Here is a 24,700-nt window from a genome sequence, read left to right on the forward strand (position 1 = left end):
GGAATCATCCTTATGTCAAGTTTCACGCCCGGTTGGTATGCCGTCGCCAAGCAGAGCAACGGCAGTACCTCGTGCCTGTACTTCCGCAGTACCGAGGCCTACACCGCCAGATGCACGATCGACCCCAATGGTCGACAGATCCTGCTTTGGCAGGATCCGCAAGGCATCAATGGCACTGGTCGGGCAGGACGTTGGCAGCCGAGCTATGCGCGTCTGGCGTTCGCCCCGGCCGGCGACTGGTGGGACAACCCGCGCAGTTCCGCGAAGGCCGATCCGGAGAATCCGGGCGCATTCTCGCGTGCCAATCGCCAACCGACGGCCAGGGAACTCGCGCAGCGTGCATCGGCCATCGATGCGGCGGCAGCCAACGGATTGTGCTGCACCAAGGAAATTCACGTCGGGATCTTTTTCGATGGCACCAACAACAACATGATGCGCGACCGCCCCGACAGGGGCCACTCGAACGTGGTGACACTGTTCGATGCGCACATTGAAGACAAGATAACATTTTTCCGGTACTACATTCCGGGCGTAGGTACTCATTTTCCAGAAATCGGAGAAGATGCCGAGTCCAATCCAAGCGGAAACACGTTTGCCAAGGGCGGGGAGGCTCGCATCCACTATGGCATGCTGCAAGTCTTCAACGCTGTCTGCAGTGCATCGACTCAGTCCGATCTATTGACGCCGTCGGAGATGAAGGGGCTGGTTAACTCTACACTGGTTGGGCTGGGTACCTTATGGCGCTGGAGTGACAGCAAGATGATTTCCATCTTCCGATGGCTCGATGCGCGCTTGCTGAAGGCGGTGGAAGGCAGGCGTCCCAAGGTGACCAAGGTAAATGTCTCGGTCATCGGTTTTTCGCGTGGAGCAGCCCAAGCGCGTGCGTTCTCTCGCTGGATTCGACTCGCTACCGGTGGTTCGGTCGGCGGCGCGGCCTTCAATCTTCGGTTCTTGGGCATCTTCGATACGGTGGCATCCGTGGCACTGGCCGATTCGTCGCCAGTGGGCGGCAGCGGCTTCATGGATTGGGCTGACGGCAGCATGGGAATCGACGGCATGGAGCATGGTGTGCATTTCGTTGCGGCGCATGAGATTCGACGCTCCTTCCCACTTTCGACCGCGCGTGCCGGAGGGACTTGGCCGGTCGGCATGAAGGAGTTCGTCTTCCCAGGTGCTCACTCCGACGTGGGTGGGGGATATAGCCCGGGCGAGCAGGGCAAGGCCATGTCGGGACGAGCGTCGCTGCTTGCCCAGATTCCGTTGAACGACATGTACCATGAGGCCTTGAACGCGGGAGTCAAGGTGCTGACGAAAGACCGCTTGGAACCTCGAATCAAAGCGGATTTCACAGTGGCGCCGGCACTCGACAAGGCCTTCAGTGACTACGCACGATGGACCGACAAGTTCGACGAGCGTCAGGACGTGGCCAAGGCCGGGAATGCGCCAGAGGATCGGATGCGCTACCACACGCAGTTGTACTGGCGTTGGCGTGCCAGCGTTTCGGCGGACAACAGCTTCAAGGCGCTGAGCAGCTACCAGAACGCCAACGCACAGGACAGAACGGATCTATGGGAGTCCGAACTCGATTGGCGCCGAGACGTTCAGGCAGCGCGAGAGGCGATGCAGCCTACTGACGACCATGTGCCGGCGATATCTGGGCCAGCCCGATCCTCCAAGAAAGCCAGTCATGCAACGCCGTTGCAATTGAAGATTCTTGAAGAAGTTGCGCGAGCACCGGATGTTCCAGCCTCGGTAAGTGACTTCTTCGACCGCTATGTCCATGATTCGCACGCGGGATTCTGGTTGCTTGGTCCGCGTACCAGAATGGAAAAGCAGCAACTGATTCGCGAGATCAAGGACAAGAAGGTGGAGTACGAGCGGCTGCTCAAGTTGGCTGCGGATACACAAAATCCGGGTCGCGCGCGCAACTACCGCAATCATGCTCGAGCCTACGAGCTCAACCAGTTCGAATTGCGGGTATTGGCGGCTGACGCTGCAAATCCAGGGAGCCTGCCGGTCTTCACCGACGCTGATGCAGCCGAATTCCAGCGAAGAGAAGGCGTCGCAACAACGGTGATATTAGGGAAGGTCTGCGTAAATCGCGCCGCGATGTGCTGATGGGCACATGCGAGCAAAGACAATCGACGCCATGAAGCAAGCGGACCTGGGCCTGAACCTGACGACCAAGCGCGAGTTTCTGGCCGAGATGGAGCGCGTGGTGCCGTGGGCAGCCCTGGTCGGTCTGATCACGCCGTACGCGCCCGAAGGCAAACGCGGTCGCCCGCCGTTTGCCGTGGAGACGATGCTGCGCATCTACTTCATGCAGCAGTGGTTCACGCTGAGCGATCCGGCCATGCAAGAGTCGCTGCACGACGTGCCGCTGTTCCGCGAGTTTGCGGGTCTGAACTGGGACACACCACTGCCCGACGAGACCACGATCCTGCGATTGCGCCGGCTGCTGGAGGAACACAAGCTGGCCCCGCAGGTCCTTGCGCTGGTCAACGAATTGCTGGTCGCCAAAGGTTTGATGCTGCGTGCCGGCACGGTGGTGGACGCCACGCTGATCGCCGCGCCCAGCTCGACCAAGAACGCCTCGGGCGAACGCGACCCGCAGATGAAGCAGAGCAAGAAAGGCAAGCAGTGGTACTTCGGCATGAAGGCCCACATTGGTGTGGATGCGGACTCGGGCCTGGTACACACGGTGCGCGGCACGGCAGGCAACGTCAACGACGTGGTCCAAGCCAACACGCTGCTGCACGGCGAGGAAACCGAGGCCTGGGGCGATGCCGGCTACCAGGGTGCTGGTAAGCGAGCTGATGCCCACGACGGGGTGCGCTGGAACATCGCCATGCGCCCAGGCAAGCGCAAGCTGCTGGACAAGGCTCGTCCGGTCGACAAGCTGACCGACCAACTCGAACGCCTCAAGGCCAGCATCCGGGCCAAGGTCGAGCACCCATTTCGGGTTATCAAGCGCCAGTTCGGCCACGTCAAGGTGCGCTACCGCGGGCTGGTGAAGAACACCGCGCAGTTGCACACGCTGTTCGCCCTGTCCAACCTGTGGATGGCGCGGAGCACTCTGATGGGAGCGCAGGCATGAGTGCGTCTGCAAACAGCCCAACGGCCAGGAAATGGGCCGAAAACGGCGTCGCCCCGCGTGCTGGCGAAGCTGAGAAGGCCAATTGGCTTGGCGGCTCCGCATCAGCACATCTCAAAGCGCATTGCGCAGACCTTCCTTAATCCGAGACGCAAATGTCGCCACTGAATGGATCGACCATTTCTCCCGCGACGAATGTCTCCCTACGCGAGCCTCGTGTGGCTGGCGTTGGGTACATGCAGAACGTCTCGGCGCAGCCATTCCCGGACTGCGAGGACGAGCGCCGGATGCTGTATCGAATTACAGTATCGTTCGCCCATGCCCACCCACACCCTGATCCCCCTGTCTGCCCTGCGCGGCCGCGGCGCGGCCACGCGCCTCGCGCACCGCTTCGCGCGGGACACGCGCGAGGCGTTCGACGACGGCTGGGGCTCGTTGGCGGAGCAGGGCGCCGCGGCGGGCGCGCCGGTGCCGACCGAGGTGATCTTCGAGGACGCCAGGAGCGCCATCACCCGGCAGCAGTCGCCCGACATCTATTTCGAGCAGTCGGTCAATCCCTACCGCGGCTGCGAGCACGGCTGCATCTACTGCTTCGCCCGGCCCACGCACAGCTACCTGAACCTCTCGCCAGGGCTGGACTTCGAGACCAGGATCATCGCCAAGCGCAACATCGCCGCCGTGCTGCAGGCCGAGCTGGCGCGGCCGCGCTATGTGCCGCGCAGCCTCGTGGTCGGCGTGGCGACCGACTGCTACCAGCCGGTGGAGCGCGAACTGCGGATCATGCGCGGCGTGGTCGAGGTGCTGCACGAGGCGCGGCACCCGTTCTCGCTGATCACCAAGTCCAGCGGGGTGGAGCGCGACCTGGACCTGCTGGCGCCGATGGCCGCGCAGCGCCTGGCCGCCGTCTACGTGACCGTGACGACGCTGGACGCCGGCATTGCGCGCACGCTGGAGCCGCGTGCCGCATCGCCGCAGCGGCGCCTGCGGACGATCCGCGCGCTGGCGGATGCCGGCGTGCCGGTCGGCGTCAGCGTGGCGCCGCAGATCCCGTTCGTCACGGAAGACATGGAGCAGGTGCTGGCCGCCGCCTGGGAGGCGGGCGCGCGCAGCGCTTTCTATACCGTGCTGCGCCTGCCCTGGGAGGTGGCGCCGCTGTTCCGCGAATGGCTGGCGCTGCATCTGCCGGACCGGGCCGAGCGTGTGATGGCTCGGGTGCAGGACATGCGCGGCGGCCGCGACAACGACAGCCGCTTCGGCACGCGCATGCAGGGCGCAGGCATCTGGGCAGACCTGATCCGCCAGCGCTTCCACAAGGCCTGCGCGCGGCTGGGTTTCAACCGCGAGCGGGCCGAGGAGGATTTCTCGCGGTTCCGCCGTCCGTCGGCGGACGGGCAGGGCAGCCTGTTCTGAATGAAAAACGCGGGCTGGAGGCCCGCGTCGTTCAAGCGCTGAAGAATTTCTTCAGGCGGTCGGTCCAGCTGTCGCCGGTCGGGGAATGCTTGCCGCCGCCCTTCTGCAGCGATTCCTCCAGCTCGCGCAGCAGCTTGCGCTGGTGCTCGGTCAGCTTGACCGGCGTTTCCACGGCGATGTGGCAGTACAGGTCGCCGGGGTAGCTGTCGCGCACGCCCTTGATGCCCTTGCCGCGCAGGCGGAACTGCTTGCCGGCCTGCGTGCCCTCGGGGATGTCGATGGCGGCCTTGCCGGTCAGCGTCGGTACCTCGATCTCGCCGCCCAGCGCCGCCGTGATGAAGCTGATCGGCACGGTGCAGTGCAGGTCGCCGCCGTCGCGCTCGAAGATCTCGTGCTTCTTGATGCGCATCTCGATGTACAGGTCGCCCGGCGGGCCGCCGTTGGAACCTGGCTCGCCGTTGCCGACCGAGCGGATGCGCATGCCGTCGTCGATGCCGGCGGGGATCTTCACCTCCAGCGTCTTCTGCTTCTTGATCTTGCCCTGGCCGTGGCAGGCGGTGCAGGGGTCGGGGATGATCTTGCCGGTGCCGCGGCAGGTCGGGCAGGTCTGCTGCACGCTGAAGAAGCCCTGGCGCATCTGCACCGCGCCCTGGCCGTGGCAGGTGCTGCAGGTCTTGGGCTGGGTGCCGGGCTTGGCGCCGCTGCCGTGGCAGGCGTCGCAGGCCTCCCAGCTGGGGATGCGGATCTGCGCGTCCTTGCCGCGCGCGGCTTCCTCCAGCGTGATCTCCATCGCGTAGGACAGGTCGCTGCCACGGAACACCTGCCGTCCGCCGCGGCCACGGCCGCTGCCGCCGCCGAACATGTCGCCGAAGATGTCGCCGAACGCCTCCGCGAAGCCGCCGAAGCCGTCGCCGCCGCCGGGGCCGCGCATGTTCGGGTCCACGCCGGCATGGCCGAACTGGTCGTAGGCGGCCCGCTTCTGCGAGTCGGTCAGGATCTCGTAGGCCTCCTTGGCTTCCTTGAACTTCTCTTCGGCATTCTTGGCGCTGTCCCCCTGGTTGCGGTCGGGGTGGTATTTCATCGCCAGCTTGCGATAGGCCTTCTTGACTTCGTCCTCCGAGGCGTTCTTGGGCACCCCGAGGATTTCGTAGTAATCGCGTTTGGACATGGTTCGGCTACACGGCTAGGCATCCAACAGGAACGCCGCGCCGCAGCCCGTGAGCGGCTGCGGCGCGGCGAGCGGGGGAGGCGGATCAGCCCTTCTTGACTTCCTTGACCTCGGCGTCGACCACGTCGTCATCGCCGGCCTTGGCCGAAGCCTGCTGCTCGCCGGCGCCTGCCGCGCCCGGGGCTGCCGCACCGGCTTCGGCGGCCTGCTTGGCCTGCATGTCGGCGTAGACCTTCTCGCCCAGCTTGGCGGACGCCGTCATCAGCGCCGTGGTCTTTTCCTCGATCGCGGCCTTGTCCTCGCCCTTGACGGCTTCTTCCAGGGCCTTGGCGGCGGCCTCGATCGCGTCCTTCTCGCCGGCTTCGAGCTTGTCGCCGTGCTCGGCCAGGCTCTTGCGCACGCTGTGCACCGAGGCCTCGGCCTGGTTGCGGGCCTGCACCAACTCCAGCTTCTTCTTGTCCTCGGCCGCGTTGAGTTCCGCGTCCTTGACCATCTGCTGGATCTCGGCCTCGCTCAGGCCGGAGTTGGCCTTGATCGTGATCTTGTTTTCCTTGCCCGTGCCCTTGTCCTTGGCGCCCACGTGCAGGATGCCGTTGGCGTCGATGTCGAAGCTCACCTCGATCTGGGGCAGGCCGCGCGGCGCTGGCGGGATGCCTTCCAGGTTGAACTCGCCCAGCAGCTTGTTGCCGCTGGCCATCTCGCGCTCGCCCTGGTAGACCTTGATCGTCACGGCCGGCTGGTTGTCGTCGGCGGTCGAGAAGGTCTGCGCGAACTTGGTCGGGATGGTCGTGTTCTTGCTGATCATCTTGGTCATCACGCCGCCCAGGGTCTCGATGCCCAGCGACAGCGGTGTCACGTCCAGCAGCAGCACGTCCTTGCGGTCGCCGGACAGCACCTGGCCCTGGATCGCCGCGCCCACGGCCACGGCCTCGTCGGGGTTCACGTCCTTGCGCGGCTCGCGGCCGAAGAACTCCTTGACCTTCTCCTGCACCTTGGGCATGCGGGTCTGGCCGCCGACCAGGATCACGTCGTTGATGTCGGACACGGAGATGCCGGCGTCCTTGATGGCCGTGCGGCAGGGCGCGATGGTGCGCTCGATCAGCTCTTCCACCAGGGCTTCGAGCTTGGCACGGCTGAGCTTGATGTTCAGGTGCTTGGGGCCCGAGGCGTCGGCCGTGATGTAGGGCAGGTTGATGTCGGTCGAGGCGCTGTTGGACAGCTCGATCTTGGCCTTCTCGGCGGCTTCCTTCAGGCGCTGCAGGGCCAGCACGTCCTTGGACAGGTCCACGCCCTGTTCCTTTTTGAATTCGCCGATGATGTAGTCGATGATGCGCTGGTCGAAGTCCTCGCCGCCCAGGAAGGTGTCGCCGTTGGTCGACAGCACCTCGAACTGTTTCTCGCCGTCGACGTCGGCGATCTCGATGATGGACACGTCGAAGGTGCCGCCGCCCAGGTCGTACACGGCGATCTTGCGGTCGCCCTTGTCCTGCTTGTCCAGGCCGAAGGCCAGCGCCGCCGCGGTGGGCTCGTTGATGATGCGCTTGACTTCCAGGCCGGCGATGCGGCCGGCGTCCTTGGTGGCCTGCCGCTGGGCATCGTTGAAGTAGGCCGGCACGGTGATGACGGCCTCGGTCACGGGCTCGCCCAGGTAGTCCTCGGCGGTCTTCTTCATCTTGCGCAGGATGTCGGCCGAGACCTGCTGGGCCGAGATCTTGTTGCCGCGCACCTCGACCCAGGCGTCGCCGTTGTCGGCGGCCACGATCTTGTAGGGCATCAGGTCGATGTCCTTCTGCACTTCCTTCTCGGTGAACTTGCGGCCGATCAGGCGCTTGACCGCGTACAGCGTGTTCTTGGGGTTGGTCACGGCCTGGCGCTTGGCCGAGGCGCCGACCAGCACTTCGCCGTCTTCCTGGTAGGCGACGATGGACGGCGTGGTGCGCGCGCCTTCCGAGTTCTCGATGACCTTGGGGGTGTTGCCTTCGATCACGGACACGCAGCTGTTGGTGGTGCCGAGGTCGATGCCGATGATTCTTGCCATGTCTTACTCCTGGATTGTTGGGGGCGGCGGGCCGTGGTGGCCGCCGGCTGTTGCTAACGTGTGGATAACCGGGTGGGATTCAAGTGGATGCGCGGTGGACCGGTCGCTGCCTCACTGGGGCGCGGCCACCGTCACCAGGGCCGGGCGCAGCACGCGTTCGGCGATCAGGTAGCCCTTCTGCAGGACGCCGACCACGGTGTTGGGCTCCTGCTGGGTGCCGGGCACCATGCTGATGGCCTGGTGGCGGTGCGGATCGAACTTTTCCCCGGCGGCCGGGTTGATCTGCACCACCTTGTTGCGCTCCAGCGCCTGCTGCAGCTGGCGCAGCGTGGCCTGGGCGCCTTCGCGTACCTGGGCGGCCGTGGCGTCGGCATGCTGCAGGCCGGCTTCCAGGCTGTCCAGCACGGGCAGCAGGCTCTCGGCGAAGCCTTCGATCGCAAACTTGCGGGACTTGGCGATTTCCTCCTCGGCGCGGCGGCGGGCGTTCTCGGCCTCAGCCTTGGCGCGCAGGAACTGGTCGGCCAGCTCGGCGCTCTTGGCCTTCAGCGTGGCCAGCTCGGCCTGGGTCTGGGCCAGCAGATCGGCCTCGGCGGCGAAGGCGGCGGCCTCGGATTCCTCTGCGCCGGGGGGCGCCGGGTCGGCGGACTTGTCGGTCGGTTGGGTCGGCTCGGTCATGCGGTTCTGGTTCGGGTTGGAATTCACGACGGCTGGCAGGTGGGGAGTGACCCTGTCGTTTCAAGGGGCGTTCGGCCGGCCGCGCGAAAAAAAGCCGGCGATCAGCCGGCCTGGGGTGGGCGTGGGCCGCGCGCTCAGGACACGGCCAGCAGTTCCACGTCGAACTTCAGCGTGGCGTTGGGCGGGATGACGCCGCCGGCGCCGCGCGCGCCGTAGCCCAGCGCGGGCGGGATGATCAGCGTGCGCTGGCCGCCGATCTTCATGCCGGCCACGCCTTCGTCCCAGCCGCGGATCACCATGCCGGCGCCGAGCGGGAAGGCGAACGGCTCGTTGCGGTCGCGGCTGGAGTCGAACTTGGCGCCCTGCTGGCCGTCCTGGTAGAGCCAGCCGGTGTAGTGCACGGTGACATGCTGGCCAGCCGTGGCTTCGGCGCCGGAGCCCACGCTCGTGTCGAGGTATTGCAGGCCGGAGGCGGTGGTGGTGGTCATGCGGGCTCCTCGGGTTTCGGCGCTGCCGGCGGCCGCGCGCAAAGCCAGCGATTATGCCAGCAGGCCCCGGCGCGCCAGGTCGCGCATCAGGGCGCCGGCGCCATAGGTCCAGCGCGGGATCCGGTCGCAGTGGTTCACGCGGTTGCACAGCCGGCCGAGGCGCGGCGTGGCCACCGTGACGAGGTCGCCGACGGCATGCGTGAAGCCCTGGCCCGGGCCGTGGCGGTCCTGTGTGGGGGCGAACATGGTGCCGAGGAACAGCAGCAGCCCGTCCGGGTACTGGTGGTGCGGCCCGATCGCCTGGCCGGCCAGGTCCAACGGGTCGCGGCTGATCTTCGCGAGGCTGCTGGCGCCTTCCATGGCGAAGCCGTCTTCGCCCGCTACCTGCATGGACAGCTCGCAGCGCCGCACGTCGTCGATGCCGAAGCCGGCGTCGAACAGCCGTATGAATGGGCCGATCGCGCAGGAGCCGTTGTTGTCCTTGGCCTTGCCGAGCAGCAGCGCGCTGCGGCCCTCGAAGTCGCGCAGGTTCACGTCGTTGCCCAGCGCCGCGCCCTTGACGCGGCCGTCGCTGGCGATGGCCAGCACGACTTCCGGCTCGGGGTTGTTCCAGGCGCTGGCGGGGTGGATGCCGACCTCGGCGCCGGTGCCGACCGCGCTCATGGGTTGCGACTTGGTGAAGATCTCGGCGTCCGGCCCGATGCCGACCTCCAGGTACTGCGACCAGGCGCCCTGGGCGATCAGCACGTCCTTGAGCCGCAGCGCCTCGGGCGAGCCGGGCCGCACGCCGGCCAGGTCGTCGCCGATCACGCCGGCCACGGCCCGGCGCACGCTCTCGGCGCGGGCCGCGTCGCCGCGCGCCTGCTCCTCGATCACGCGCTCCAGCATCGAGGCCACGAAGGTCACGCCCGCCGCCTTGACGGCCTGCAGGTCGCACGGCGCCAGCAGCCACGGCAGGGCCGGGTCGCGCGCGTTCCAGGCGCTGTTGGCCAGCACCGCGGCGGTGTCGGCGATGCGCTGGCCGGGGTGCGCGCGCACGGCCGCGGCCGGGTCGGGCAGCTCCAGCAGCGTGCTGCTGGTCGGCGCCAGGTGTGACAGGTCGAACACGCCTTCGGCGCCGACCCGCACCAGCACGGCGCCCTGGCCGGCACGCCAGACGCGGCCGACCAGCACGGCGTCGGCATGGTCCTCGGGCAGCACGGACTCAGGCTGCAGGTGGTGGTTCATGGTCGTCTCCTGGTGCGGGGGAAGGTGGCTTGCGGCTGCGGCTGGCCGCCCACTTGAGCGCGAAGGCCTGCAGTTCGCCCAGCCGCCGGGCCAGGTCGGCGCCGGACGGTGTGATCAGGTAGCCCTCGGCGCCGTGCGTGACGAGGCCGGCTGCGCGCAGTTCCTTCAGGCGGGTGTTCAGCGTGTTCGGCGTGACGCCGCCGACGCTGTCCTGCAGCAGCCGGAAGGTCTGGGCGTGGCCGTCGCGCAGCGCCCAGAGCACGCGCATCGCGTAGCGGGCCTCCAGCAGGGCCAGCAGGTCGAAGACGGGCTTGACGCGGGCGCTCACGTCCTGGGTTTCCGGTGCGGGGCGGCGGCAGGGCGGGAGGCGGCGGGCATCGGCAAATTGTGCCAGCCATGTATCCGAGTGCAACACCTCCCTTGCACCGGAAGGGGACGACGGGCATGCTGCGCCGCGCCCGGCCCGATCCGGACACGACCACCAAGGAGAGGAAGACACATGCCCACCTATGCCGAGTTCTACCGCCGTTCGATCGACGACCGCGACGCCTTCTGGGCCGAGCAGGCGCGCCTGATCGACTGGCAGCGCCCGCCGACGGTCATCTGCGACAACAGCCGGGCGCCGTTCACGCGCTGGTTCACCGACGGCACGACCAACCTGTGCCACAACGCGGTGGACCGCCACGCCGCCGCGCGCCCCGACCAGGCCGCGCTGATCCATGTGTCGACCGAGACCGGCGTCGAGAAGACCTACAGCTTCGGCGAACTGCTGGCCGAGGTGCAGCGCATGGCCGCTGTGCTGCAGTCGCTGGGCGTGGGGCAGGGCGACCGGGTGCAGATCTACATGCCGATGGTTCCCGAGGCCGTGTTCGCGATGCTGGCCTGCGCGCGCATCGGCGCGATCCATTCGGTGGTGTTCGGCGGCTTCGCCTCGGGCTCGCTGGCCTCGCGCATCGAGGACGCCAGCCCCAAGGTGGTCGTCAGCGCCGACGCCGGCTCGCGCGGCGGCAAGGTGATCCCGTACAAGCCGCTGCTGGACGAGGCGATCCGCCTGTCCGCCCACAAGCCCGACGCCGTGCTGCTGGTCGACCGCGGCCTGGCGCCGATGGAGCGCGTGCCCGGCCGCGACCACGACTACGCGGCGCTGCGTGCGCAGCACCTGGAGGCCCAGGTGCCCTGCGCCTGGGTCGAGTCCAGCCACGTCAGCTACACCCTCTACACCAGCGGCACGACGGGCAAGCCCAAGGGCGTGCAGCGCGACACCGGCGGCTACGCCGTGGCGCTGGCCGCCAGCCTGCCGCACATCTTCATGGGCAAGCCCGGCGAGACCTTCCTGTGCACCAGCGACATCGGCTGGGTGGTGGGCCACAGCTACATCGTCTACGGCCCGCTGATCGGCGGCATGGCCACCGTGCTGTACGAGGGCCTGCCCACGCGCGGCCTGGACGGCCGGGACGACCCGGGCATCTGGTGGTCGCTGGTCGAGAAGTACAAGGCCACCGTGATGTTCAGCGCGCCCACGGCCGTGCGCGTGCTGAAGAAGCAGGACCCGGCCTACCTGAAGAAGTACGACGTTTCCAGCCTGCGCGCGCTGTTCCTGGCCGGCGAGCCGCTGGACGAGCCGACCGGCCGCTGGATCGCCGATGCGCTGGGCGTGCCCATCATCGACAACTACTGGCAGACCGAGACCGGCTGGCCGCTGATGACGATCGCCAACGGCGTGGAGAAGAAGCCCAGCAAGTTCGGCAGCCCCGGCGTGCCGGTCTACGGCTTCGACGTGCGCCTGCTCGACGAGAGCACTGGCGAGGAGCTGACGCAGCCCGGCCAGAAGGGCGTGGTCGTGGTGCAGGGGCCGACGCCGCCGGGCTTCATGCAGACCGTCTGGCGCGACGACGAGCGCTTCGTGCGGACCTACTGGCAGAGCATTCCCGGCAAGCAGGTCTACAGCACCTTCGACTGGGGCGTGCGCGATGCCGACGGCTACTACTTCATCCTGGGCCGCACGGACGACGTGATCAACGTGGCCGGCCACCGCCTGGGCACGCGCGAGATCGAGGAGAGCATCTCCAGCCATCCGAACGTGGCCGAGGTCGCCGTGGTCGGCGTGGCCGATGCGCTGAAGGGGCAGGTCGCGGTGGCCTTCGTGGTCGCCAAGGATGCCAGTGGCCTGGCGGACGACGCGGCCAGGACCGCGCTCGAAGGCGAGATCATGAAGGTCGTCGACGGCCAGCTCGGCGCGCTGGCGCGGCCGGCCCGCGTGCAGATCGTCTCCGCCCTGCCCAAGACGCGCAGCGGCAAGCTGCTGCGCCGCGCGATCCAGGCCGTCTGCGAAGGCCGCGATCCGGGCGACCTGACGACCATGGAAGATCCTGCTGCACTGCAGCAAATCCGGGACGCGGCCGGCCGCTGAAGCGCGGCATGTTCTTTCTCTAGAATCGCGGCCCAGCAGGGTAGGGGCCGCGATGCCGCCGCCGGCGGTGCCGCAAGGCCCTGGACCCTCTGCAGCGACGAACCCGAGGAGACCTGCGCAGCGGCGCGCGATCGCGACGCATGCTGCGCCATCCATCCGCCAACGACTCAGGACATCCCCAGGGATTTCGGTGTGATAATCCCGCCCCACTTCGGCCCTTCCCAGCCACAGTCGCATCCGCCAAACGGTTCAGCCGTGTCGCGGAAGGTTTTTCACACCAGCTAATGTTCCCCAGAGGGGAACGGAGGTCAGCGCAAGATGAGTGCCACGCCACCGTCGATCTACACGGCGTACCGCAACAATACCTACCTCTTCGGGGGCAACGCGCCCTACGTCGAAGAGCTGTACGAGAACTACCTCGCCAACCCCGGCAGCGTGCCCGACAACTGGCGCGAGTACTTCGACGCGCTGCAGCACGTGCCGGCCGTGGATGGCAGCAACATGCGCGACGTGCCGCACCTGCCGGTCGTCAACGCCTTCTCCGAAATGGCCAAGCAGGGCACGACCAAGGTGGTCGTGGCTGGCGCCGACTCCGAGCTGGGCCGCAAGCGCACCGCGGTGCAGCAGCTGATCGCCGCCTACCGCAACGTCGGCGCCCGCTGGGCCGACCTCGATCCCCTCAAGCGCGACGTGCGCGACGACATCCCCGAGCTGGAGCTGTCGTTCTACGGCTTCGCCGACGCCGACCTGGAAACGGTGTTCAACACCAGCAACACCTTCTTCCCCGGCGAGACCATGACGCTGCGCGAGCTGCTGAACGCGCTGCGCGAGACCTACTGCGGCACCATCGGCGCCGAGTTCATGCACACCACCGACCAGACGGAAAAGCGCTGGTGGCAGCAGCGGCTGGAGAACATCCGCAGCAAGCCGAACTTCAATGCCGACAAGAAGAAGGACATCCTGGACCGCCTGACCGCGGCCGAGGGCCTGGAGCGCTTCCTGCACACCAAGTACGTGGGCCAGAAGCGCTTCTCGCTGGAAGGCGGCGAGAGCTTCATCGCCTCCATGGACGAGTTGATCCAGGAGGCCGGCAAGCGCGGCGTGCAGGAAGTCGTGATCGGCATGGCCCACCGCGGCCGCCTGAACGTGCTGGTCAACATCCTGGGCAAGATGCCGGCCGACCTGTTCGCCGAGTTCGACCACACCGCGCCGGAAGATCTGCCGGCCGGCGACGTGAAGTACCACCAGGGCTTCTCCAGCGACGTGTCCACGCCCGGCGGCCCGGTGCACCTGTCGCTGGCGTTCAACCCCTCGCACCTGGAGATCGTGAACCCGGTGGTCGAAGGCTCGGTCAAGGCCCGGCTGGACCGCCGCGGCGACACCGAGGGCGACAGCGTGCTGCCCGTGCTGGTGCACGGCGACGCGGCCTTCGCCGGCCAGGGCGTGATCATGGAGACGCTGGCGCTGGCGCAGACGCGCGGCTACTACACCGGCGGCACGGTGCACATCGTCATCAACAACCAGATCGGCTTCACCACCAGCGACCCGCGCGACAGCCGCTCCACGCTGTACTGCACCGACGTGGTCAAGATGATCGAGGCGCCGGTGCTGCACGTGAACGGCGACGATCCCGAGGCCGTGGTGCTGTGCACGCAGCTGGCGCTGGACTACCGCCAGGAGTTCAACAAGGACGTGGTCGTGGACATCGTCTGCTTCCGCAAGCTGGGCCACAACGAGCAGGACACGCCCAGCCTGACGCAGCCGCTGATGTACAAGAAGATCGCCCAGCACCCCGGCACGCGCAAGCTGTATGCCGACAAGCTGGCGGCCCAGGGCCTGGGCGCGACGCTGGGCGACGAGATGGTCAAGGCCTACCGCGCCGCCATGGACGCCGGCAAGCACGCCGAGGCCATCACGATCAGCAACTTCAAGAGCAAGTACGCGGTCGACTGGTCGCCGTACCTGAACCGGCGCTGGACCGATGCGGCCGACACCGCGATCCCGCTGGCCGAGTGGAAGCGCCTGGCCGAGCGCATCACGACGATTCCGTCCAACATCACGCCGCACGCGCTGGTCAAGAAGGTCTACGACGACCGCGCCGCCATGGGCCGTGGCGAGATCAACGTGGACTGGGGCATGGGCGAGCACATGGCCTTCGCGTCGCTGGTGGCCAGCGGCTACCCGGTGCGCCTGTCCGGCGAGGACTGCGGTCGCGGCACGTTCACGCACCGCCACGCCGTGATCCACGACCAGAACCGCGAGAAGTGGGACACCGGCACCTACGTGCCGCTGCAGAACGCGGCCGACGGCCAGGCGCCGTTCGTCGTGATCGACTCCATCCTGTCCGAGGAGGCGGTGCTGGGCTTCGAGTACGGCTATGCGTCGAACGACCCGAGCACGCTGGTGATCTGGGAAGCCCAGTTCGGCGACTTCGCCAACGGCGCGCAGGTCGTGATCGACCAGTTCATCGCCTCCGGCGAGGTCAAGTGGGGCCGCGTCAACGGCATCACGCTGATGCTGCCGCACGGCTACGAAGGCCAGGGTCCGGAGCACAGCTCGGCGCGCCTGGAGCGCTTCATGCAGCTGGCGGCCGACACCAACATGCAGATCGTGCAGCCGACCACGGCCAGCCAGATCTTCCACGTGCTGCGCCGCCAGCAGGTCCGCAACCTGCGCAAGCCGCTGATCATCATGACGCCCAAGTCGCTGCTGCGGAACAAGGACGCGACCTCGCCGCTGTCCGAGTTCACCAAGGGCGGCTTCCAGACCGTGATCCCGGACCAGAGCGAGGCCGTGGCCAAGAAGGCCGACAAGGTCAAGCGCGTGGTCGCCTGCTCGGGCAAGGTCTACTACGACCTGGCCAAGAAGCGCGAGGAGAAGGGCGCCGACGACGTGGCCATCCTGCGCGTGGAGCAGCTCTATCCGTTCCCGCACAAGGCCTTCGCCGCCGAGCTCAAGAAGTACCCGAACGCGGCGGACGTGGTGTGGTGCCAGGACGAGCCGCAGAACCAGGGCGCCTGGTTCTTCGTGCAGCACTACATCCACGAGAACATGCTCGACGGCCAGAAGCTCGGCTATGCCGGCCGCGCCGCCTCGGCCTCGCCGGCCGTCGGCTACGCCCACCTGCACCAGGAGCAGCAGAAGGCGCTGGTCGACGCCGCCTTCGGCAAGCTCAAGGGCTTCGTGCTGACCAAGTGATCCATCGACTGAAACAGAACAAACGGAAGCAGAGAAATGGCGATCGTTGAAGTGAAGGTTCCGCAGCTGTCGGAATCGGTGGCAGAAGCTACGCTGCTGCAGTGGAAGAAGAAGGCCGGCGAGGCCGTGGCGGTGGACGAGATCCTGATCGAGATCGAGACCGACAAGGTGGTGCTGGAAGTGCCGGCGCCCGCCGCCGGCGTGCTGGCCGAGATCGTGCAGGCCGATGGGGCCACGGTGGTGGCCGACCAGCTGATCGCGAAGATCGACACCGAGGGCGCGGCCGGTGCCGCCGCGCCTGCGCCGGCTCCCGCCGCGGCACCGGCGCCTGCCGCCGCGCCGGCAGCGGCGGCCCCCGCCGGCGCGAGCAAGGGCGACGTGGCCATGCCGGCCGCCGCCAAGGTGCTGGCCGAGAACAAGCTGTCGCCCAGCGACGTCGCCGGCACCGGCAGGGACGGCCGCGTGACCAAGGGCGATGCCCTGGCGGCCGTGGCTGCAGGCGCCAAGGCGGCCGCCGCGCCGGCCGCGATCCCGACCGGCGCGCCGAAGACGGTGCTGCCGCAGGTGGCCGCGCCGATCGCGCCGGACCTGGGCAACCGTCCCGAGCAGCGCGTGCCGATGAGCCGCTTGCGCGCGCGCATCGCCGAGCGCCTGCTGCAGTCGCAGGCCACGAACGCGATCCTGACCACCTTCAACGAAGTCAACATGGCCCCGGTCATGGAGATGCGCAAGAAGTTCCAGGACGCATTCACCAAGGAGCACGGCGTCAAGATCGGCTTCATGAGCTTCTTCGTGAAGGCCGCGGTGCATGCGCTGAAGAAGTTCCCGGTGCTCAACGCCAGCGTGGACGGCAACGACATCGTCTACCACGGCTACTTCGACATCGGCATCGCCGTGGGTTCGCCGCGCGGCCTGGTGGTGCCGATCCTGCGCAATGCCGACCAGATGAGCTTCGCCGACATCGAGAAGAAGATCGCCGAGTTCGGCAAGAAGGCGCAGGAAGGCAAGCTGGGCATCGAGGAGATGACCGGCGGCACCTTCTCCATCTCCAACGGCGGCACCTTCGGCTCGATGCTGTCCACGCCCATCATCAACCCGCCGCAGTCGGCGATCCTGGGCGTGCACGCGACCAAGGACCGCGCCGTGGTCGAGAACGGCCAGATCGTGGTGCGCCCGATGAACTACCTGGCGATGAGCTACGACCACCGCATCATCGACGGCCGCGAGGCCGTGCTGGGCCTGGTCGCGATGAAGGAGGCGCTGGAAGATCCCTCGCGCCTGCTGTTCGACATCTGAGGGTCCATCCCTCGTGACGCCCTCCGCCCCGCCCTTTGAAGGGTCCGGCTTCCTGACCGTGTTCGTGTTTCTTGGCAGCTGGGGCGCGGTGGCCTGGATTCCGCTGCTGGACCCGACTCTGGCGTTCGGGTGCGGGGCGGCACTGGCGGCGGTCCTGAACTGGCTTCTGGGTCGCCACCTGAACCGCCGCGGCCTGTTCGGGCGGCTGATGGGCGACCGGGCCGAGCACCGCATTCTCGGAGTGCCGATGCAATGGTTCTCGGTCGTCTACCTGCTCATGGCCTTCGTGGCGGTGAGTACGTGGCTGGGTCAGCGTTCGGGCGCAAGCTAACTGGAGAATTTCGTGAGTAAACAATTCGACGTCATCGTCATTGGTGGTGGCCCCGGCGGCTATGTCGCCGCCATTCGCGCAGCCCAGCTGGGCTTCAATACCGCCTGCATCGACGCATGGAAGAACGGCAAGGGCGGCCCGGCGCCGGGCGGCACCTGCACCAACGTGGGCTGCATCCCGTCCAAGGCGCTGCTGCAGTCTTCCGAGCACTACGAGATGGCCCGCCACCACCTGGCCGACCACGGCGTGGAGGTCAAGGGCGTGGACCTGGACCTGGCGAAGATGATCGGCCGCAAGGACGCCGTCGTGAAGCAGAACAACGACGGCATCCTGTACCTGTTCAAGAAGAACAAGGTCAGCTTCTTCCACGGCCGCGGCGCCTTCGCCCGGGCCGTGGACGGTGGCTACGAGATCCAGGTCGACGGCGACAAGCCCGAGACGCTGGTCGGCAAGCACGTCATCGTCGCCACCGGCTCCAACGCGCGTGCGCTGCCCGGCGTGCCGTTCGACGAGGACAAGGTCCTGTCCAACGACGGTGCGCTGCGCATCCCGGCCGTGCCCAAGAAGCTGGGCGTGATCGGCGCCGGCGTGATCGGCCTGGAGATGGGCTCGGTCTGGCGCCGCCTGGGCGCGGAGGTCACGATCCTCGAAGGCCTGCCCACGTTCCTGGGCGCGGCCGACGAGCAGATCGCCAAGGAGGCGAGGAAGTCCTTCGACAAGCTGGGCCTGAACATCCAGCTCGGCGTGCAGGTCGGCGAGGTGCAGGTGGGCAAGAAGCAGGTGAGCATCGCCTACACCGACGCCCAGGGCGCGGCCAAGACGCTGGAGGTGGACCGCCTGATCGTCTCCATCGGCCGCGTGCCCAACACCACCGGGCTGAACGTGGAGGCCGTGGGCCTGCAGCTCGACGAGCGCGGCTTCATCGCGGTGGACGGCGAGTGCCGCACCAACCTGCCCAACGTCTGGGCGGTGGGCGACGTGGTGCGCGGCCCGATGCTGGCGCACAAGTCCGAGGAGGAGGGCGTGGCCGTGGCCGAGCGCATCGCCGGCCAGCACGGACACGTGAACTTCGACACCATCCCGTGGGTGATCTACACCACGCCGGAGATCGCCTGGGTCGGCCGCACCGAGCAGCAGCTCAAGCAGCAGGGCGTGGCCTACCGGGCCGGCACCTTCCCGTTCCTGGCCAACGGCCGGGCGCGCGCGCTGGGCGACACGACCGGCATGGTCAAGTTCCTGGCCGACGCCGCGACCGACGAGATCCTGGGCGTGCACATCGTCGGCCCGATGGCCAGCGAGCTGATCTCCGAGGCCGTGGTGGCCATGGAGTTCAAGGCCAGCAGCGAGGACATCGCGCGCATCTGCCACGCGCACCCGACGCTGTCCGAAGCCGTCAAGGAAGCCGCGCTGGCCGTCGACAAGCGCACGCTGAACTTCTGACCGGTCGCCGGATGACGCAGGCGGGGCCGGTTCGCGCGGCCTATGACGCGGAGCTCCGGGCCCGCGGTTTCCAGAGCGACCCCGCGCAGCTGCGCGCGGTGGCCGCGCTGGACCGCTGCGCGGCCGAGTGGGCGCACTACAAGATCCAGCGCTCCAACGCGCTGAAGAAGCTGATCAACCACCCGGCCGTCCCCAAGGGCGTCTACATGTACGGCGGCGTCGGGCGCGGCAAGAGCTTCCTGATGGACTGCTTCTTCAACGCCGTGCCGATCCGCCGCAAGACGCGGCTGCACTTCCACGAGTTCATGCGCGAGGTGCACCGCCAACTCGCCGAGCTGCAGGGCACGGTGAACCCGCTGGACGAGCTGGGCCGGCGCATCGCCAAGCGCCACAAGCTGATCTGCTTCGACGAGTTCCACGTCGCCGACATCACCGACGCGATGATCCTGCACCGGCTGCTGCAGGCGCTGTTCGACAACCACGTGGGCTTCGTGACCACGTCGAACTTCGAACCGGACGGCCTGTACCCGGACGGCCTGCACCGCGACCGCATCCTGCCGGCCATCGCGCTGCTGAACGAGCGCATGGAAGTCGTCAACGTGGACAACGGCACCGACTACCGCCGCCGCACGATGGAGCAGGTCAAGCTCTACCACACGCCGCTGGGCGCGCAGGCCGACGCGGAGATGAACGAGGCCTTCGACCGGCTGGCCGAGACGGCCGACGAGGATCCGGTGCTGCACATCGAAGCGCGCGAGATCCGCGCTCGGCGCAAGGCCGGCGGCGTGGTCTGGTTCGACTTCCGCACGCTGTGCGGCGGCCCGCGCTCGCAGAACGACTATCTGGAGCTGGCCACCCAGTTCCACACCGTGCTGCTGTCGGACGTGCCGGTCATGCCGGTGCGCATGGCGTCGGAGGCGCGGCGCTTCACCTGGCTGGTGGACGTGCTGTACGACCGGCGCGTCAAGCTGATCATCTCGGCCGAGGCGCCGCCCGAGCAGCTGTATACCGAAGGCCCCCTGGCCCACGAGTTTCCGCGTACCGTGTCACGCTTGACCGAAATGCAATCGGTCGAATTCCTGGCGTTGGAACGGCGCACCGTCGACACGGGGCTCACGTGAGCAGCGGACGCAGCGTGCGCGCCTGGGCGGTGGCCGGTGGATGGCTGGGGCTGGCCATGGCCAGCTGGGCGCAAGGCACGACGCCCACCGGACCGGAGCAGATGGCGGCCGAGCGCGCGCGCATCGCCGCCGAACGGGTACGCATCGATCAACGCTTCCAGGCCGAAGAGCGCGCCTGCTACCAGCGGTTCGCGGTCAACGACTGCCTGGCGCGCAACCTGGCGTGGCAGCGCGAGGCGCTGGGCGCGCTGCGGCGCCAGGAGATCTTGCTGAACGACAGCGAACGCCAGCGCCGGGGGGCGGAGCGGCTGGAGAAGCTGGACGAGAAGGCGCGCGAGCAGCAGGGCGTGCCCGCGCCGGACGGCGCCGCGTCCGGGCACGAAACCAGGCAGGCTCCGCGCCCGGCCGGTGGCAAGCTGCCGCGCGACGACAAGCCCGTGCGCACGCCCGACGCGGCCCAGGTCGAGCAGCACCAGCAGCGCATGCAGCGCAAGCAGGAGCAGCACGCCGAGGACGCCGCGCGGCGCAGCGAGCGGGCGGCGCAAGCCGCCGATGACGCCCGCCGCCACCAGGACCGCGTGCGCGCGGCCGAAGAACGCAGGCAGCGCGTGCAGGAGCGCAATGCCGCCAATCCCAGCAAGGCGGCGCCATTGCCGCCGCAGCCCTGATCACGCCAGGTCTTCGATCACGAGCCGGCGGTACTTCTCGGCGAACGAGAACGGGGCCTGCCGCACCACCTGCATGACGGCCTCGGTCTCCCCGGCATCGGGCGCGTGCACCATCAACGCCCAGTGCCCCTGGCCGGCCAGTGTCGCGTACTGGCGCACGGTGGCCGCCTCGGTGCCGGTGGACGGCAGCGGAATGTCCGAGCTGCCGACGGTGCGCACCACCTGCTCCAGGATCTGCTGCGGCGGCAGCAGCATCACCGGCTCTCTGGACAGGCGGTCCCGTTCGATCCGCTCGCCGACGCGGCGCGCGTCGGCCTCGGTGGGAAACATCGCGAAGACGTAGCCGGTGGGATAGAACACACCGGACAGCGTCTGCATGCCGGGTTGCAGCGAGAAGGGTTGCATGGGAAGCCTCCAGGGTCTTCCCTGCATTGCAGCGGTGCGGCCGCGCCGGCGCTGTCGGCCGCGGTGGCGGCCGGCTGTAGGACTAGAAGGCCGCCGCGGGCAGCGGTTCCAGCCGCATCGTGGGATCGCCGACCACGCGGCCCTGGCTCTGCAGCCCTTCCACCAGGCCGTTGGCGAAGAAGCTGTTCTGCGTGTCCGGCTCCAGCGCCGCCACGATCAGGTTGGCCAGCGGCTGGGACAGCGGGACGTAGTAGCTGCCCATCGGCGTGTCCAGCACGCCGCGCATCAGCGCGACCTCGACCCGCACCACCGGCGCGGCATCGGCGATGCTGCCGCGCACGTCGCTGCGCGCGCCGCTCGCGCGCGCGGTCTCGCGGTAGCTCTCGCCGAGCACGGCGCCCGGCTCGGCCACGCGCATCACCTGCACGCCCAGCTGCTGCAGCCGCTCGACCGCCTGCGTGGCCGAGGCCGCCAGCCAGTAGCCGCAGGGGCGGGCGCGCGACTGGAGCGTGCGCAGTTCCAGCGCCGAATTCCAGTCCACGTCGATGGGGCGGTCCGCGCCGGTGGCCGGGTCCAGCATCACCAGCGTGCGGCGCTGCGGCGTCTGGCCGGTGAGCGTGGCCATGTCGCCGCGGCAGGCGTGGCCGGCGGCCTCGCGGTCCATGTACGAGCGCACCTTGAGCAGGTTGTCGGCGCGCTGCGCGGTGCTCTGCAGCACGCTGGCGATGGCGGTGACCTGGGTGTGCACCCGGCGCTGGATGTGCAGCCGGCCGATGCCGACCCCGCGCGTCTCGACCAGCAGGCTGATCGAGTTGCGCAGGCCGTAGACGTTGCGCCCGGTGTCCGGCTGCGTGCCGCCCATGGAGATGCGCAGGTCGGCCGGATCGCTGGAGGTGGTGTAGTACCACTCGCTGCTCAGGCCCTCGCGGTTCAGGGCCGCCACCAGCGGGCGGCGGAACCATTCCTCGGAGGCCTTCGGCATGAACTCGGACAGGTTGCCCGTGGTGGCGTATTGCAGCAGCGCGTCGAACTTCTGGATCGCGCCGTATTTCTCGAGGAAGCGGCCGACCACGGTGTACTCGTGCGCGTCCACGGTCACGGTGGGCTGGTAGTCGCGCTGCAGCCGGGCCAGCGCGCGCGCCTCGGGGGTGCGCAGCAGCAGGTGGTCGCGGTTCATGTCGATGCCGCCCGCCGTCACGCGCTTGCCGTCGGCGGCGCCGTCGGGGTTGGCGCGCGGCACCAGCAGCACGTTGATGCGGTCCAGCAGCGGCGACAGCCGGCCGCGTGCGAGTTCGCGCGCGACCACCAGCAGGGCCTCGGCCGGCGCCGGCTCGTCGCCGTGCTGCTGGCCGACCAGCAGTACCGTGGGCCGGCCGCTGGCGGCCAGCGCGGCCGGGTCGGTGCCGCCGGCGCGCGTCAGCACCAGGGCTTCCAGCGGCACGCCGCCCTGCGAGGTGCCCAGCGGCAGCACGCCGGTGCGCGTCTGGCTGCCGGCGCTGGCGGCGGCATCGTGCAGCCAGCCGGAGATTTCCTGCGCGCTGCTGAAGCTGTCGCGCCCGGGCGCCAGGCCCGGCGTCCGGTAGACGGTGGTGGGATCGGGGAAGCGGGCCGCCACCTCCGGCCCGTAGGGCATGGCCGGGGCTGGTGGTTCGGCGGCAGCTTCCGGCGAGGCCGGAACGGGCAGCACGACGATGCCCGCCTCCGCCGGGGCCGACGCCGCGCCGGCCGGCGGCGCGGCCGTGCCCAGGTCGACCACGGGCGGCGCCGTGCTCCGGAGCGCGGCACCGTCCGCCGCCCGGTCGGGCCACGGCGGCAGCGGGGTGCTGCCGCACGCGGCCAGCAGCGTCAGCAGGAGCGGCGCCAGCGCGCGCGCAAGGGGTCGGCAGTGCTTCATGGGCATCAATACTGGCTCTGGCTGGGCGGCGCCAGCACGGACATCAGGGCTTCGGCGGTGACTTCGAAGGACAGCAGTTTGCGCTCGGTGCCCGGCAGCGAGGCCAGCAGGTCGCGCGTCAGGTCCAGCTCGTGACGCAGGCCGCGGATGGCGTCGAGGTCGCCGCGGTGCGGGGCCAGCAGCAGCTTCACGGCAGCCAGCAGCGCCAGCTGCGATCCCGCCGAATCGTCATGGGTATGGGGCATGCGGTGCTCCGTCCGTCCTTGCGTGAGGCGCACAGTATGCACTGCCGCCGGCGCGCGCCGGCAGGCGGGGGCGGCGGCACAATCGGCGCTCCGCCAGCGCCTTCCGCATCGCCTGCCGCACCGCCCGCATGCCACCCGCCACACCGCTTTCCCGCCCGCACGCGCGGCGCCTGCGCGAGGTCTACCGTTCGGCCGGCTGGCCCTGGCAGGACGCGGTGGAGCTCGAACTGCTGGCCCTGGGCCTGCTGGAGCGCGTGCCCGGCGACGGCCGCGAAACCGTGCGGCTGACCGACGCCGGCGTCCAGGCCGCGGCGCAGAACGTGCAGCGGCAGCAGCGCGCGCGCTCGGCGCACGAGCAACTGGTCGAGCGCGTGGCGCGCGACATGGGGCGCGCCGGCCGCATCGCCTGGCGCGGGCTGATGCTGCGCGCGCTGCTGCCCGGCTCGGACGCGGCGGCGCCGCGCTGGTGCCTGGCCTGCCCGGACGTGTTCTCGATCCGCAACACCTCGGTGGCGCACTACGTCGAGCCGGTCGTGCACGAGATCAAGGTCAGCCGCGCCGACCTGCTGGCCGACCTGCGCCAGCCGGCCAAGCGGGCCGCCTACCTGGACCTGGGCGGGCAATGCTGGTACGTGCTGGGCCGCGACGCGCGCGGACGCGCCATCGGCGATGCCGACGACGTGCCGCCCGAATGCGGCGTGCTGGCGCTGGCCGAGGACGGCGGCCTGGCGTTGCAGCGCCCGGCGCCGCGGCGCGAGCGCGCGGCGCTGCCGTTCCACGTGTGGATGGCGCTGGCCCGCGCCACGCCCTGTGCCGGGCTGGACGAGGACGTGCAGTTGCCGCTGCGGGCGGGCTGACCGGGCGCGCGCGGGAACTCCTGGCGATCCCCGGCATCGCGTACGGGCGAACCGGCGGGCCGTGCCGCTGGCCTACACTTTTGCATTCCATCGCGTATGCCTTTCAAGATCCCCCGCTTTCTCCCGTCCTGTGCCCTGGCCTTGGCGCTGGCCGGTTGCCAGTTGCCGCGCCAGCCGCTGCCGCCGCAGGAGCAGTTCGATTCGAGTTCCACGTTCTCGCGCGTGTTCGACGCCACGCCCGAGCAGACCTGCGAGGCCGCGCGGCGTGCGCTGCTGAGCCAGGGCTACCTGATCAACACCGCCACCAAGGACCTGGTGGACGGCCGCAAGAACTTCCAGCCCAGCGTGGACACCCACGTGCAGATGGAGATCCGCGTGGTCTGCGCGCCGGAGACGAACAGCGGCAAGACCACGCTGGGCTTCGTGACGGCGCAGCAGGACCGCTTCGCGCTGAAGAAGAGCGCCACGGCGGCCAGCGTGGGCGTGGGCGCGGTCGGCTCGCTGTCGCTGCCGTTCGCGGCCAGCGACGATTCGCTGGTGCGGGTGGGCAGCGAGACCATCTCGTCGGAAGATTTCTACGACCGCCTGTTCCTGCTGATCAACCGCTTCCTGCTCGACGACGACGAGCAGGACCGCCAGGACAGGGGTGGCGGCCGTCCGCCGCACCCGGACAAGCCGGCGGCCTGAGCCCGGCCGCGGCGGGCCGGTACGCCGGCGTGCAGCGGCGCTGTCAGC

Annotated in this window: 21 protein-coding genes; 12 read left to right on the top strand and 9 right to left on the bottom strand. The window is 68.8% G+C overall.

What is annotated here, in order from left to right; genetic code table 11:
• Positions 1-12 precede the first annotated feature (12 nt).
• The 3 genes from QM782_RS19305 to QM782_RS19315 all read left to right on the top strand — a co-directional run bounded on the left by QM782_RS19305 (position 13) and on the right by QM782_RS19315 (position 4,504).
• Positions 13-2,118, top strand: a complete 2,106-nt coding sequence (locus QM782_RS19305) for a T6SS phospholipase effector Tle1-like catalytic domain-containing protein (RefSeq protein ID WP_415204505.1) — start codon at positions 13-15, stop codon at positions 2,116-2,118.
• Positions 2,119-2,149: 31 nt separating this feature from the next.
• Positions 2,150-3,097, top strand: coding sequence for an IS5 family transposase (locus QM782_RS19310; RefSeq protein ID WP_415204506.1), 948 nt, complete (start codon positions 2,150-2,152; stop codon positions 3,095-3,097).
• A 315-nt stretch (positions 3,098-3,412) separates the two neighbouring features.
• A complete protein-coding gene (locus QM782_RS19315) occupies positions 3,413-4,504 on the top strand; it encodes a PA0069 family radical SAM protein (RefSeq protein ID WP_415204507.1) in 1,092 nt (363 codons plus the stop codon).
• Positions 4,505-4,535: 31 nt separating this feature from the next.
• Here QM782_RS19315 and dnaJ read toward each other — a convergent pair whose 3' ends face one another.
• The 6 genes from dnaJ to QM782_RS19345 all read right to left on the bottom strand — a co-directional run bounded on the left by dnaJ (position 4,536) and on the right by QM782_RS19345 (position 10,428).
• Positions 4,536-5,672 (bottom strand): molecular chaperone DnaJ, encoded by a 1,137-nt coding sequence (gene dnaJ / locus QM782_RS19320; RefSeq protein ID WP_415204508.1) that lies wholly within the window; start codon positions 5,670-5,672, stop codon positions 4,536-4,538.
• 85 nt (positions 5,673-5,757) lie between these two features.
• On the bottom strand, positions 5,758-7,710 hold the full coding sequence (gene dnaK, locus QM782_RS19325; protein ID WP_415204509.1) for a molecular chaperone DnaK: 1,953 nt from the start codon (positions 7,708-7,710) through the stop codon (positions 5,758-5,760).
• A gap of 111 nt (positions 7,711-7,821) precedes the next feature.
• The gene (gene grpE / locus QM782_RS19330; protein WP_415204510.1) at positions 7,822-8,385 is read right to left on the bottom strand and encodes a nucleotide exchange factor GrpE; all 564 of its coding nucleotides are present in this window, start codon (positions 8,383-8,385) and stop codon (positions 7,822-7,824) included.
• A gap of 134 nt (positions 8,386-8,519) precedes the next feature.
• The gene (locus tag QM782_RS19335) at positions 8,520-8,873 is read right to left on the bottom strand and encodes an FKBP-type peptidyl-prolyl cis-trans isomerase (RefSeq protein WP_415204511.1); all 354 of its coding nucleotides are present in this window, start codon (positions 8,871-8,873) and stop codon (positions 8,520-8,522) included.
• A gap of 51 nt (positions 8,874-8,924) precedes the next feature.
• Positions 8,925-10,100: a fumarylacetoacetate hydrolase family protein gene (locus tag QM782_RS19340; RefSeq protein ID WP_415204512.1), complete on the bottom strand. Its 1,176-nt coding sequence runs from the start codon at positions 10,098-10,100 to the stop codon at positions 8,925-8,927.
• The gene (locus QM782_RS19345; protein ID WP_415204513.1) at positions 10,078-10,428 is read right to left on the bottom strand and encodes a winged helix-turn-helix transcriptional regulator; all 351 of its coding nucleotides are present in this window, start codon (positions 10,426-10,428) and stop codon (positions 10,078-10,080) included. The genes QM782_RS19340 and QM782_RS19345 overlap by 23 nt, the downstream gene beginning before the upstream one ends.
• Positions 10,429-10,599: 171 nt before the next feature.
• On the opposite strand from QM782_RS19345, the gene QM782_RS19350 reads away from it, so the two are divergent.
• The 7 genes from QM782_RS19350 to QM782_RS19380 all read left to right on the top strand — a co-directional run bounded on the left by QM782_RS19350 (position 10,600) and on the right by QM782_RS19380 (position 20,564).
• Positions 10,600-12,510 carry a propionate--CoA ligase gene (locus QM782_RS19350; RefSeq protein WP_415204514.1) on the top strand — a complete coding sequence of 637 codons (1,911 nt, stop codon included), beginning with the start codon at positions 10,600-10,602 and terminating at the stop codon, positions 12,508-12,510.
• 318 nt (positions 12,511-12,828) lie between these two features.
• Positions 12,829-15,708, top strand: coding sequence for a 2-oxoglutarate dehydrogenase E1 component (locus QM782_RS19355; protein WP_415204515.1), 2,880 nt, complete (start codon positions 12,829-12,831; stop codon positions 15,706-15,708).
• Between the two features lie 36 nt (positions 15,709-15,744).
• Entirely contained in the window at positions 15,745-17,004 is a 1,260-nt protein-coding gene (gene odhB / locus QM782_RS19360) for a 2-oxoglutarate dehydrogenase complex dihydrolipoyllysine-residue succinyltransferase (protein ID WP_415204516.1), read from the top strand.
• Positions 17,005-17,017: 13 nt separating this feature from the next.
• Positions 17,018-17,335, top strand: a complete 318-nt coding sequence (locus QM782_RS19365) for a hypothetical protein (protein WP_415204517.1) — start codon at positions 17,018-17,020, stop codon at positions 17,333-17,335.
• Between the two features lie 12 nt (positions 17,336-17,347).
• Positions 17,348-18,775, top strand: coding sequence for a dihydrolipoyl dehydrogenase (gene lpdA, locus QM782_RS19370; protein WP_415204518.1), 1,428 nt, complete (start codon positions 17,348-17,350; stop codon positions 18,773-18,775).
• An 11-nt stretch (positions 18,776-18,786) separates the two neighbouring features.
• Positions 18,787-19,896 carry a cell division protein ZapE gene (zapE, locus tag QM782_RS19375; protein ID WP_415204519.1) on the top strand — a complete coding sequence of 370 codons (1,110 nt, stop codon included), beginning with the start codon at positions 18,787-18,789 and terminating at the stop codon, positions 19,894-19,896.
• Positions 19,893-20,564 carry a hypothetical protein gene (locus QM782_RS19380; RefSeq protein WP_415204520.1) on the top strand — a complete coding sequence of 224 codons (672 nt, stop codon included), beginning with the start codon at positions 19,893-19,895 and terminating at the stop codon, positions 20,562-20,564. The genes zapE and QM782_RS19380 overlap by 4 nt, the downstream gene beginning before the upstream one ends.
• Here the strand turns inward: QM782_RS19380 and QM782_RS19385 are convergent, their stop codons facing one another.
• From QM782_RS19385 to QM782_RS19395, 3 genes are all read right to left on the bottom strand, one after another.
• Positions 20,565-20,969, bottom strand: a complete 405-nt coding sequence (locus QM782_RS19385) for a hypothetical protein (protein ID WP_415204521.1) — start codon at positions 20,967-20,969, stop codon at positions 20,565-20,567.
• Between the two features lie 82 nt (positions 20,970-21,051).
• Complete coding sequence (locus QM782_RS19390) at positions 21,052-22,863, bottom strand: M14 family metallopeptidase (protein WP_415204522.1); 1,812 nt, start codon at positions 22,861-22,863, stop codon at positions 21,052-21,054.
• Positions 22,864-22,868: 5 nt separating this feature from the next.
• A complete protein-coding gene (locus tag QM782_RS19395) occupies positions 22,869-23,108 on the bottom strand; it encodes a hypothetical protein (protein ID WP_415204523.1) in 240 nt (79 codons plus the stop codon).
• A gap of 128 nt (positions 23,109-23,236) precedes the next feature.
• Between QM782_RS19395 and QM782_RS19400 the strand changes: the two genes are divergently transcribed.
• Together QM782_RS19400 and QM782_RS19405 are read left to right on the top strand one after the other, a co-directional pair.
• Positions 23,237-23,965 (top strand): hypothetical protein, encoded by a 729-nt coding sequence (locus QM782_RS19400; RefSeq protein WP_415204524.1) that lies wholly within the window; start codon positions 23,237-23,239, stop codon positions 23,963-23,965.
• Between the two features lie 96 nt (positions 23,966-24,061).
• Complete coding sequence (locus tag QM782_RS19405) at positions 24,062-24,652, top strand: DUF2242 domain-containing protein (RefSeq protein ID WP_415204525.1); 591 nt, start codon at positions 24,062-24,064, stop codon at positions 24,650-24,652.
• Positions 24,653-24,700: the final 48 nt, after the last annotated feature.

Origin of the sequence: Pseudorhodoferax sp., assembly GCF_047601025.1 — a bacterium.
GTDB lineage: Bacteria > Pseudomonadota > Gammaproteobacteria > Burkholderiales > Burkholderiaceae_C > Pseudorhodoferax.

Excerpts from the sequence above, each read along its gene's own strand:
- QM782_RS19305 (WP_415204505.1), top strand. The coding sequence starts at position 13 with ATGTCAAGTTTCACGCCCGGTTGGTATGCCGTCGCCAAGCAGAGCAAC.
- QM782_RS19310 (WP_415204506.1), top strand. The coding sequence starts at position 2,150 with ATGAAGCAAGCGGACCTGGGCCTGAACCTGACGACCAAGCGCGAGTTT.
- QM782_RS19315 (WP_415204507.1), top strand. The coding sequence starts at position 3,413 with ATGCCCACCCACACCCTGATCCCCCTGTCTGCCCTGCGCGGCCGCGGC.
- dnaJ (WP_415204508.1), bottom strand. The coding sequence starts at position 5,672 with ATGTCCAAACGCGATTACTACGAAATCCTCGGGGTGCCCAAGAACGCC.
- dnaK (WP_415204509.1), bottom strand. The coding sequence starts at position 7,710 with ATGGCAAGAATCATCGGCATCGACCTCGGCACCACCAACAGCTGCGTG.
- grpE (WP_415204510.1), bottom strand. The coding sequence starts at position 8,385 with ATGACCGAGCCGACCCAACCGACCGACAAGTCCGCCGACCCGGCGCCC.
- QM782_RS19335 (WP_415204511.1), bottom strand. The coding sequence starts at position 8,873 with ATGACCACCACCACCGCCTCCGGCCTGCAATACCTCGACACGAGCGTG.
- QM782_RS19340 (WP_415204512.1), bottom strand. The coding sequence starts at position 10,100 with ATGAACCACCACCTGCAGCCTGAGTCCGTGCTGCCCGAGGACCATGCC.
- QM782_RS19350 (WP_415204514.1), top strand. The coding sequence starts at position 10,600 with ATGCCCACCTATGCCGAGTTCTACCGCCGTTCGATCGACGACCGCGAC.
- QM782_RS19355 (WP_415204515.1), top strand. The coding sequence starts at position 12,829 with ATGAGTGCCACGCCACCGTCGATCTACACGGCGTACCGCAACAATACC.
- odhB (WP_415204516.1), top strand. The coding sequence starts at position 15,745 with ATGGCGATCGTTGAAGTGAAGGTTCCGCAGCTGTCGGAATCGGTGGCA.
- zapE (WP_415204519.1), top strand. The coding sequence starts at position 18,787 with ATGACGCAGGCGGGGCCGGTTCGCGCGGCCTATGACGCGGAGCTCCGG.
- QM782_RS19385 (WP_415204521.1), bottom strand. The coding sequence starts at position 20,969 with ATGCAACCCTTCTCGCTGCAACCCGGCATGCAGACGCTGTCCGGTGTG.
- QM782_RS19390 (WP_415204522.1), bottom strand. The coding sequence starts at position 22,863 with ATGAAGCACTGCCGACCCCTTGCGCGCGCGCTGGCGCCGCTCCTGCTG.
- QM782_RS19395 (WP_415204523.1), bottom strand. The coding sequence starts at position 23,108 with ATGCCCCATACCCATGACGATTCGGCGGGATCGCAGCTGGCGCTGCTG.
- QM782_RS19400 (WP_415204524.1), top strand. The coding sequence starts at position 23,237 with ATGCCACCCGCCACACCGCTTTCCCGCCCGCACGCGCGGCGCCTGCGC.
- QM782_RS19405 (WP_415204525.1), top strand. The coding sequence starts at position 24,062 with ATGCCTTTCAAGATCCCCCGCTTTCTCCCGTCCTGTGCCCTGGCCTTG.